This window comes from Bartonella sp. PS7NMGDW, assembly GCF_042193585.1.
GTDB lineage: Bacteria > Pseudomonadota > Alphaproteobacteria > Rhizobiales > Rhizobiaceae > Bartonella > Bartonella grahamii.
Genome location: NZ_JBHILX010000056.1, coordinates 1 through 2,131, shown reverse-complemented (window position 1 = coordinate 2,131; position 2,131 = coordinate 1). Strand labels below are relative to the sequence as shown.

The following is a 2,131-nucleotide window of genomic DNA, read 5'->3' as shown; positions in this document are numbered from 1 at the left end:
GCATAGAGACTTTCAATACGCTGAAAAGGGAGAATACGGTCGATAATCGCTTGAAAAATAAAAGGATTCACCAAGCCAAGTAAGCGCAAAACGACAGCAGCGCAACTGATCATGAGCAGGGCAACGGGTTGTTCCATAACGCCCATGCCAAACACCATGCACAGCACCGTGTAATACCCTGCGCATTCTTAAAAGAACACATCATTTTAAATCCTATAACGTTGCGTCACAGGACAGATTGTGCACTCTCTAGGGTGATGAGTTTGAGAAAGCCTTGTCCGTCCTTACGTGACAAGGCTTTTTTTTATGCCGCGTCACTTTGACGTTGCTGTTTTGCTTGCTCGATGACATTCAAAAGATCTGATTGTAACCAACGCGATAAAAAACCCAATTTTAGGGGTTTTGGGAGAGATCCATTGGTAACATGACGGCGGAATGTTGAGACACTCATATGAAGCAATTTGGCACTTTCACGGTCTGTCAAAAGAATATCATTTTCTATCATACTAAAATCCTTTCTATCAAAAAATGGTAACAAATCATAACCATTTATTAACCATATTTTTGTTCATTTTTGAAGGTATTTTATTTATAGAAAACAATATTTTATCATAGTTTTTCTGATGTGATAATTTATGAATCTTATTGAGAGAGAATGAGAGAAAAGAGAGCTAAAGTTATCCACAGATCATGGGGTTATGCACCCCATATCTTAAGATTGCCCCGTGACATAAGCCGCCCATTTATCCATATAGACACGGCGCTGTTCTAGATAATCAGTACGACGATAGGCACGCTCTACTTTACCCCCGACCGTATGACTTAGAATGGTTTCAGCGACCTCATAAGGGGCATCGGTTGTTTCAGCGAGCCAATTGCGTAAACTAGAGCGAAAACCATGGGGGCAGGCTTCAATTTTATTTTTTCTCATATACGTAGCCATACATTTCTCAGCGAGGGGACCACGACCTCTAGCAGAAAAAAAGAAATCATTACGAGAGAGCAAGCGCGCTTGTTTTAGAATTTCTAATGCTTCTGTTGATAGAGGCACGCGAAATTCTGTTGTAGCATCACGCCTTCCTTTCATATTTTCAGCAGGAATGGTCCATATATTCTCCTCAACTTGATCTTTATGAATATGACGTAAAGGATTGGTACGAACGCCTGTCAGAATAAGCAAACGCAAAGCCAGTTGTGTTATGGTCGATGCTTCACAGAGTGTTTTATAAAAAGCCGGAACATCTTTCCAATCCATTGCTGGTAAATTTTGCGTTTTATGGCGTTGTTTACCTAAGAGCGCGCGTGCTTTTTCTGTTGCTTGTAAATCAACATCCAATCCTAAGGCAGCCGCATGTTTAAGACAAAGGTTGAGACGAATAAGAGCTCTATTAGCTGTTCCAGCTTTTGTATGCCAAATAGGGGCAAGCGTATTGCGTATCTCTGTTTGTGTAATCTCAGAAACGGGAAGACAGCCTAGTTTAGGGAGAATATGAAGGCGTAATGGTAAAAACCAATCCCCATCTTTACCATCATTTTTTAATTCAGCTTTACGACTTTCAAAAGCATCCAACGCGATATCTTTTAAATAATGGAGATTACTTATTGCCTCACGCTTTTGTTTTTCACGTTCTTTAATAGGGTCACGACCTTCACGAAGAACAGAACGCCACCCAGTTGCCAATTCACGGGCTTGTTTTAAAGAAACATCTCTCAAGGCACCCAAGCCCATTTCACGGCGCCGACCATGAATGGTATAACGGTAAATCCATTGAGCACCTCCATCTTTACGCTTATGAAGTAACAAGCCGGCACCATCATTATATTTGCCAGCCCCCAATGTTGCGACAGCCCTTGCATTAAGACGGTTCATAAGAGCCATTTTTAGTCCTTTCTTATACAAATTTGATCCACACACTCATCCCACTTGTTATGTGCAAATGAGTGGTTTTAGTTGATTCAAGATAAACAGATTTGAAATGAGAGAATCTTACGTTATTCGGGACTCTCACTCAACATACAAAACAGTGAATTATCATTATAAATCAATGTCTTGTACGATGATTACGGGTTTTAATGTGGATTTACGTCCTTTTGGTAGAGGATAATGGCAAAAGTCTTTTTGACCAGTTCT

The 2,131-nt window shown here is 40.5% G+C and carries 2 protein-coding genes; both read right to left on the bottom strand.

Annotation, left to right across the window (positions count from 1 at the left end):
• Positions 1 to 304: 304 nt before the first annotated feature.
• The gene (locus ACFIKJ_RS09055; protein ID WP_375642557.1) at positions 305 to 505 is read right to left on the bottom strand and encodes a helix-turn-helix transcriptional regulator; all 201 of its coding nucleotides are present in this window, start codon (positions 503 to 505) and stop codon (positions 305 to 307) included.
• A 207-nt stretch (positions 506 to 712) separates the two neighbouring features.
• Positions 713 to 1,879, bottom strand: a complete 1,167-nt coding sequence (locus ACFIKJ_RS09050; RefSeq protein ID WP_375670523.1) for a tyrosine-type recombinase/integrase — start codon at positions 1,877 to 1,879, stop codon at positions 713 to 715.
• Between the last annotated feature and the right edge of the window lie 252 nt (positions 1,880 to 2,131).

Coding starts and splice junctions, on each gene's coding strand:
- ACFIKJ_RS09050 (WP_375670523.1), bottom strand. CDS start 1,879: ATGGCTCTTATGAACCGTCTTAATGCAAGGGCTGTCGCAACATTGGGG.
- ACFIKJ_RS09055 (WP_375642557.1), bottom strand. CDS start 505: ATGATAGAAAATGATATTCTTTTGACAGACCGTGAAAGTGCCAAATTG.